This window comes from Streptococcus pseudopneumoniae ATCC BAA-960 = CCUG 49455, from assembly GCF_002087075.1.
Lineage (GTDB): Bacteria > Bacillota > Bacilli > Lactobacillales > Streptococcaceae > Streptococcus > Streptococcus pseudopneumoniae.
In genome coordinates, this window is record NZ_MWSM01000004.1 from 1 (window position 1) to 7,508 (window position 7,508).

General features: G+C 41.8%; 5 protein-coding genes and 10 tRNA genes. All 15 read left to right on the forward strand.

Going from position 1 to position 7,508, the window contains the following annotated elements:
* Positions 1–24: 24 nt before the first annotated feature.
* The 15 genes from B4W83_RS00785 to B4W83_RS00855 all read left to right on the forward strand — a co-directional run bounded on the left by B4W83_RS00785 (position 25) and on the right by B4W83_RS00855 (position 7,221).
* Positions 25–95: transfer RNA gene (locus tag B4W83_RS00785), tRNA-Gly, on the forward strand.
* 33 nt (positions 96–128) lie between these two features.
* Positions 129–202, forward strand: a tRNA-Ile gene (locus B4W83_RS00790).
* 82 nt (positions 203–284) lie between these two features.
* Positions 285–374: transfer RNA gene (locus tag B4W83_RS00795), tRNA-Ser, on the forward strand.
* A 10-nt stretch (positions 375–384) separates the two neighbouring features.
* Positions 385–458 (forward strand) — tRNA-Met (locus B4W83_RS00800).
* A gap of 3 nt (positions 459–461) precedes the next feature.
* Positions 462–534: transfer RNA gene (locus tag B4W83_RS00805), tRNA-Phe, on the forward strand.
* A gap of 12 nt (positions 535–546) precedes the next feature.
* A tRNA-Tyr gene (locus B4W83_RS00810) sits at positions 547–627 on the forward strand.
* A 4-nt stretch (positions 628–631) separates the two neighbouring features.
* Positions 632–702, forward strand: a tRNA-Trp gene (locus tag B4W83_RS00815).
* A gap of 14 nt (positions 703–716) precedes the next feature.
* Positions 717–789 (forward strand) — tRNA-His (locus B4W83_RS00820).
* Positions 790–802: 13 nt separating this feature from the next.
* Positions 803–874, forward strand: a tRNA-Gln gene (locus B4W83_RS00825).
* Between the two features lie 9 nt (positions 875–883).
* A tRNA-Leu gene (locus B4W83_RS00830) sits at positions 884–967 on the forward strand.
* A 106-nt stretch (positions 968–1,073) separates the two neighbouring features.
* Positions 1,074–2,351, forward strand: a complete 1,278-nt coding sequence (locus tag B4W83_RS00835; protein ID WP_001277928.1) for a glutamate-cysteine ligase family protein — start codon at positions 1,074–1,076, stop codon at positions 2,349–2,351.
* 76 nt (positions 2,352–2,427) lie between these two features.
* Positions 2,428–3,912, forward strand: coding sequence for a threonine synthase (gene thrC / locus B4W83_RS00840; protein ID WP_000177145.1), 1,485 nt, complete (start codon positions 2,428–2,430; stop codon positions 3,910–3,912).
* Positions 3,913–3,972: 60 nt separating this feature from the next.
* Complete coding sequence (locus B4W83_RS00845) at positions 3,973–5,253, forward strand: MATE family efflux transporter (RefSeq protein ID WP_000473974.1); 1,281 nt, start codon at positions 3,973–3,975, stop codon at positions 5,251–5,253.
* A gap of 3 nt (positions 5,254–5,256) precedes the next feature.
* Positions 5,257–5,880 carry an HAD family hydrolase gene (locus B4W83_RS00850; RefSeq protein ID WP_001172818.1) on the forward strand — a complete coding sequence of 208 codons (624 nt, stop codon included), beginning with the start codon at positions 5,257–5,259 and terminating at the stop codon, positions 5,878–5,880.
* 162 nt (positions 5,881–6,042) lie between these two features.
* The gene (locus tag B4W83_RS00855) at positions 6,043–7,221 is read left to right on the forward strand and encodes a LysM peptidoglycan-binding domain-containing protein (RefSeq protein ID WP_000746062.1); all 1,179 of its coding nucleotides are present in this window, start codon (positions 6,043–6,045) and stop codon (positions 7,219–7,221) included.
* Positions 7,222–7,508: the final 287 nt, after the last annotated feature.

Here is a 7,508-nt window from a genome sequence, read left to right on the forward strand (position 1 = left end):
TCGATCCCGTTAACTCCCATTTTAGCGGGTGTAGTTTAGTGGTAAAACTACAGCCTTCCAAGCTGTTGTCGCGAGTTCGATTCTCGTCACCCGCTTTGAACTTTGTTCTTTGTACCAAGTTTTAACTTGGGCGCGTAGCTCAGGTGGTTAGAGCGCACGCCTGATAAGCGTGAGGTCGGTGGTTCGAGTCCACTCGTGCCCATAGTGTTTAGTCCATTACTAGAGAATTGAAACATTATCTTTTCACTAAGAGGACACGGGTTTGTTCCCGTATAAACTATTTTGGAGGATTACCCAAGTCCGGCTGAAGGGAACGGTCTTGAAAACCGTCAGGCGTGTAAAAGCGTGCGTGGGTTCGAATCCCACATCCTCCTTTTATATTAACGCGGGATGGAGCAGCTCGGTAGCTCGTCGGGCTCATAACCCGAAGGTCGTAGGTTCAAATCCTGCTCCCGCAATAAGGCTCGGTAGCTCAGTTGGTAGAGCAATGGATTGAAGCTCCATGTGTCGGCGGTTCGATTCCGTCTCGCGCCATTTATATATTTTGGAAGGGTAGCGAAGAGGCTAAACGCGGCGGACTGTAAATCCGCTCCTTCGGGTTCGGGGGTTCGAATCCCTCCCCTTCCATTTTACGGGCATAGTTTAAAGGTAGAACTAAGGTCTCCAAAACCTTCAGTGTGGGTTCAATTCCTACTGCCCGTGTTAATAGAATTATGGCGGGTGTGGTGAAGTGGTTAACACACCAGATTGTGGCTCTGGCATGCGTGGGTTCGATCCCCATCACTCGCCTATTTTATATTATTGGGGTATAGCCAAGCGGTAAGGCAAGGGACTTTGACTCCCTCATGCGTTGGTTCGAATCCAGCTACCCCAGTTACTATTTGCCGGCGTGGCGGAATTGGCAGACGCGCTGGACTCAAAATCCAGTGTCCGCAAGGACGTGCCGGTTCGACCCCGGCCGCCGGTATAGTATAGCGTTAGGAACGTAGTTAATCTTCGTTCCTTTTTTGTATTATTTTTGGTATAATAGTAGTTATTCAAATTTTATTTAGATTAAGAAAGTGTAGGGGAGTATGTCTTGTTCTATCGATTTATTAAAACATCGGTATTTGAAAAATATTAAAGAAAATCCTGAATTGTTTGTCGGAATTGAGTTGGAGTATCCTGTTGCAAGTTTAGAAGGGGATGCTACAGATGTTGAAGTTATAAAGGATCTATTTCATTATTTAGTTTCTACTTTGGATCTCACCGTAGCAAAGGTAGATGATTTTGGCAATCTGATCCAGTTAGTAGATCCGATAAGTCAGGATGCTATTTTGTTTGAAGTTTCCTATACTACGATTGAATTTGCGTTTGGTAAGGTTAAAGAGATTCAAGAGGTAGAGAATCGTTTTAATAATTATATGAATGTAATTCAGAGAAAATTAAGTGAATCAAATCATGCTATTGTTGGCTGTGGCATTCATCCTAACTGGGATAAGAATGAGAACTGTCCAGTGGCTTATCCACGCTATCAGATGTTGATGGATTATTTGAATTTGAGTAGAAATATTATTAAATCAGATTTACATCATTTCCCTGAATATGGTACTTTTATCTGTGGGAGCCAGGTTCAGCTGGATATTTCAAAAACCAACTACTTGCGGGTGATTAATGCTTTTACTCAAATTGAAGCGGCTAAGGCTTATGTATTTGCCAATTCTGAGTTTACAGGTGCGGATTGGGATACAAAAATTTCAAGGGACATCTTCTGGGAAGAATCGATGCATGGCATCTATCCAGAGAATGTTGGGGTTAATACTAGACTTTTTGATGATGAAGATGATTTTTTTGACTATCTCGATCATTCTGCGATTTTTACTGCGGAACGTGATGGACAAACCTATTATTTTTATCCCATTCAGGCTAGGGACTATTTGGCTACATCTGAAATCCAAGCATATGCTCTTAATGGGGATGAGATTCTTATTTACCCTCAAGAGAAGGATTTTGAAACTCATCGTAGTTACCAGTACCAAGACTTAACGACTCGAGGAACAGTTGAGTTTCGTAGTGTGTGTACTCAGCCTCTAGATAAAACCTTCGCTTCTGCTGCCTTTCACTTGGGATTATTAGTTAATTTAGATAAGTTAGAAGCTTACTTAGAAACAGCATCTTTCTTTAAAGAATTTGGGCGAAATTATAAATTTTTAAGACGACAATTTTCTAAGAAAAACCTTACAGATCAGGAAGAAACTGCGATTATTGGATTTTCCAAAGACTTACTCCTGCTAGCCGAGGAAGGACTGAAGATGAGAAATAAGAAAGAAATGACCTACCTACAGCCTTTGAAAGAAGAATTGAGCCTATAATTTCTCTTACTAAAGGGAGAATTTTCTGAAAAATCATGATATAATGGAAGAGACTATAGATAAAGGATAGAGAGTAATGACATTAGTTTATCAATCAACGCGTGATGCCAACAATACAGTAACTGCTAGCCAAGCTATTTTGCAAGGTTTGGCGACGGACGGCGGTTTGTTTACACCGGTTACTTATCCAAAGGTAGATTTGGACTTTGACAAATTGAAAGCTGCTTCTTATCAGGAAGTTGCTAAGTTAGTTTTGTCAGCATTTTTAGATGACTTTACAGCTGAAGAGTTGGACTACTGTATCAACAATGCCTACGATAGTAAATTTGATACTCCATCTATTGCGCCTTTGGTGAAATTAGACGGGCAATACAACTTGGAATTGTTCCATGGTTCAACGATTGCCTTTAAGGATATGGCCTTGTCTATTTTGCCGTACTTTATGACAACAGCTGCTAAGAAGCATGGTTTGGAGAACAAGATTGTCATCTTAACAGCGACATCTGGTGATACTGGGAAAGCTGCTATGGCAGGATTTGCAGATGTACCCGGTACTGAGATTATCGTCTTTTATCCAAAGGATGGTGTCAGCAAGGTACAAGAGTTGCAAATGACCACTCAAACTGGCGACAATACTCATGTTATTGCTATTGATGGTAACTTTGACGATGCGCAAACAAATGTGAAGCACATGTTTAACGACGTGGCTCTTCGTGAAAAATTGGCTACCAGCAAGTTGCAATTTTCATCAGCTAACTCTATGAACATTGGTCGTCTGGTACCACAGATTGTTTACTATGTGTATGCTTACGCTCAGTTGGTCAAGACTGGTGAGATTGTGGCTGGTGATAAGATTAACTTCACAGTACCAACAGGAAACTTTGGAAATATCTTGGCTGCCTTTTATGCCAAACAAATCGGTCTTCCAGTTGGTAAATTGATCTGTGCTTCAAATGACAACAATGTTTTGACAGACTTCTTCAAGACACGTGTTTACGATAAGAAACGTGAGTTTAAGGTAACAACTAGCCCATCTATGGATATCTTGGTATCTTCAAACTTGGAGCGCTTGATTTTCCATCTTTTGGGGAATGATTCTGAAAAGACAGCTGAACTCATGAATGCCTTGAACAAACAAGGACAATATGAGTTGACAGACTTTGATGCAGAGATTCTTAACCTCTTTGCAGCTGAATATGCGACTGAGGAAGAAACGGCAGCAGAAATCAAGCGCGTTTATGAGTCAGATTCTTATATCGAGGATCCACATACGGCGGTTGCCTCGGCAGTTTATAAGAAATACCAAGCGGCTACTGGCGATGTGACTAAGACAGTGATTGCTTCAACAGCGAGTCCATACAAGTTCCCAGTGGTTGCAGTAGAAGCTGTAACTGGAAAATCAGGGCTTGGCGACTTTGAAGCCTTGGCTCAATTACATGATATTTCAGGAGTGGCAGTGCCGCCAGCAGTTGACGGGCTTGAAACAGCTCCTGTTCGTCATAAGACAACTGTTGCAGCAACAGACATGCAAGCAGCGGTTGAGGCTTATCTAGGACTTTAAGACAGAGGGAGTAAACTCGGTTGGGAAACCAACTGAGTTTCTTTTCATCAGGAGGACGGATTGTTTAAGAAAAATAAAGACATTCTTAATATTGCCTTGCCAGCTATGGGCGAAAACTTTTTGCAGATGCTCATGGGGATGGTGGATAGTTACTTGGTAGCCCACTTGGGCTTGATAGCTATTTCGGGTGTATCAGTAGCTGGCAATATTATCACGATTTACCAGGCGATTTTCATCGCTCTGGGGGCAGCTATTTCCAGTGTTATTTCAAAGAGTTTAGGGGAGAAGAATCAGTCTAAGCTAGCCTACCATGTGACTGAGGCGTTGAAGATTACCTTACTATTAAGTTTCCTTTTAGGATTTTTGTCCATTTTCGCTGGGCAAGAGATGTTAGGACTTTTGGGAACTGAACAGACTGTGGCCGAAAGTGGAGGACTCTATCTATCTTTGGTAGGTGGTTCGATTGTTCTCTTAGGTTTGATGACGAGTCTGGGAGCCTTGATTCGTGCAACGCATAATCCACGTCTGCCCCTCTATGTGAGTCTTTTATCCAATGCTTTGAATATTCTTTTTTCAAGTCTAGCTATTTTTGTTCTGGATATGGGGATAGCTGGTGTTGCTTGGGGGACTATTCTGTCTCGTTTGGTTGGTCTTGTGATTTTGTGGTCACAATTAAAACTGCCTTATGCGAAGCCAACTTTTGGTTTAGATAAGGAACTGTTGACCTTGGCTTTACCAGCAGCTGGAGAACGTCTCATGATGCGGGCTGGAGATGTCGTGATCATTGCCTTGGTTGTTTCTTTTGGGACGGAGGCAGTGGCTGGAAATGCAATCGGAGAAGTTTTGACCCAGTTTAACTATATGCCTGTCTTTGGCGTAGCTACGGCAACGGTCATGCTGGTGGCCCGAGCAGTTGGAGAGAATAATTGGAAAAGAGTCGCTAGTTTGAGCAAACAAACCTTTTGGCTTTCTCTGATTCTCATGTTGCCTTTGACCTTTAGTATCTATGCCTTGGGTGTACCATTAACTCATCTCTATACGACTGATCCTCTAGCGGTGGAGGCCAGTGTTCTAGTAACACTTTTTTCACTACTTGGAACCCCTATGACGACAGGAACAGTCATCTATACGGCAGTCTGGCAGGGTTTGGGCAATGCTCGGCTTCCCTTTTATGCGACAAGTATAGGAATGTGGTGTATCCGCATTGGAACAGGATATCTGATGGGAATTGTGCTTGGTTGGGGCTTGCCCGGTATTTGGGCCGGAACTCTTTTGGATAATGGTTTTCGTTGGTTATTTCTACGTTACCGTTACCAGCGTTATATGAGCTTGAAAGGATAGGAAATGCAAAAAACAGCTTTTATTTGGGATTTAGACGGGACTTTATTGGACTCTTACGAAGCGATTTTGTCAGGGATTGAGGAGACTTTTGCTCAGTTTGCTATTCCTTATGATAAGGAGAAGGTGAGAGAGTTTATCCTCAAGTATTCGGTGCAAGATTTGCTTGTGCAGGTAGCAGAAGAGCGAAAGCTAGATGCGGAAGTGCTAAATCAGGTGCGTACCCAGAGTTTGGCTGAAAAGAATACCCAGGTAGTCTTAATGCCAGGTGCGCGTGAAGTGTTGGCTTGGGCAGACCAAGTAGGGATTCGGAACTTTGTTTACACTCATAAGAGAGACAATGCTTTTACTATTCTAAGAGATCTGGGGCTGGAATCCTATTTTACAGAGATTCTAACCAGTCAGAATGGCTTTGCGCGCAAGCCAAGTCCAGAAGCAGCTACCTATCTGATAGACAAGTATCAGTTGAATCTTGATAATACTTATTATATAGGAGATCGAACTTTGGATGTGGAATTTGCCCAGAATAGTAGGATTCAAAGTATCAATTTTTTAGAGTCGACTTATGAAGGCAATCACAGGATTCAAGCCTTAGCAGATATTTCCCGTATTTTTGAGGCTGAGCGATAAAAAGATTGTGTCAGTTTTGTGACAGAGACCTAACAAACTATTTCAAGTAACCGAGTTTGTTACAAGGAATAGACAGTTCTGTTAAATAGGCCCGAGAGGGCTTTTTTTCTGCATTTTTTGTGTTATCATAGTCAGGTACTCATTTGAAAGGAATTTGAAAGAATGAAGAAAAGAATATTATTAGCCTCAACAGTAGCCTTGTCATTTGCTCCAGTATTGGCAACTCAAGCAGAAGAAGTTCTTTGGACTGCACGTAGTGTTGAGCAAATCCAAAATGATTTGACTAAAACGGACAACAAAACAAGTTATACAGTACAGTATGGTGATACCTTGAGCACAATTGCAGAAGCCTTGGGTGTAGATGTCACAGTTCTTGCGAATTTGAATAAAATCACTAATATGGACTTGATTTTCCCAGAAACTGTTTTGACAACGACTGTCAATGAAGTAGAAGAAGTAACGGAAGTTGAAATCCAAACACCCCAAGCAGACTCTAATGAAGAAGTGACAACTGCGACAGCAGATTTGACAACCAATCAAGTGACTGTAGATGATCAAACTGTTCAAGTTGCAGATCTTTCTCAACCAATTGCAGAAGCGCCAAAAGAAGTCTCATCAAATTCAGAAGTTACAGAGACAGTGACTGCTACAGAAGAAGTGACACCATCTACAGGAACTTCTGTCCCAGAGGAGCAAACAGCCGAAACAAGTAGTGCAGTTGCAGAAGCAGCTCCTCAGGCAATGACTCCAGCTGAGAAAGATGAAACTCAAGCAAGCACTCAAGCTGAATCAGCAGTAGAAGCAACTACAACACCAGTAGAAGAAAAAGCTCCTGAAACAACTGCAACAAGTTCAGAAGCAAAAGAAGTAGCATCATCAAATGGAGCTACACCAACAGTTTCTACTTATCAACCAGAAGAGACGAAGATAGTTTCAACAACTTACACAGCTCCAGCTGCGCCTGATTATGCTGGACTTGCAGTAGCGAAATCTGAAAATGCAGGCCTTCAACCACAAACGGCTGTCTTTAAAGAAGAAATTGCCAACTTGTTTGGCATCACATTCTTTAGTGGTTACCGTCCAGGAGACAGTGGAGATCACGGAAAAGGTTTGGCTATTGACTTTATTGTACCAGAAAGCTCAGAACTAGGGGATAAGATTGCGGAATACGCTATTCAAAATATGGCCAGCCGCGGCATTAGTTACATCATCTGGAAACAACGTTTCTATGCTCCATTCGATAGCAAATATGGGCCAGCTAACACTTGGAATCCAATGCCAGACCGCGGTAGTGTGACAGAAAACCACTATGACCATGTTCACGTTTCAATGAATGGATAAACCAGACTTGGTAATATCATTTTGACGAATGAGATCTAGCTTTCGTGATAGGAAGTAGGTCTTGTTCGTTTTTTATTTGTCATACTCTTCGAAAATCTCTTCAAACCACGTCAGTTTTATCTGAAACCTCAAAGCTGTGCTTTGAGCAACCTGCGACTAGCTTTCTAGTTTACTCTTTGATTTTCATTGAGTATCAATTTGAATGGAAGATGGGAAGTTTCTGTCTTGTAATGATTCAAGCAACATTCTTGCAATCTATTTTACTTTATACTCAATCATTTTCAAAA

Bases quoted from the DNA above. Each gene is read 5' to 3' on its own strand.
- B4W83_RS00835 (WP_001277928.1), top strand. From the start codon at position 1,074: ATGTCTTGTTCTATCGATTTATTAAAACATCGGTATTTGAAAAATATT.
- thrC (WP_000177145.1), top strand. From the start codon at position 2,428: ATGACATTAGTTTATCAATCAACGCGTGATGCCAACAATACAGTAACT.
- B4W83_RS00850 (WP_001172818.1), top strand. From the start codon at position 5,257: ATGCAAAAAACAGCTTTTATTTGGGATTTAGACGGGACTTTATTGGAC.
- B4W83_RS00855 (WP_000746062.1), top strand. From the start codon at position 6,043: ATGAAGAAAAGAATATTATTAGCCTCAACAGTAGCCTTGTCATTTGCT.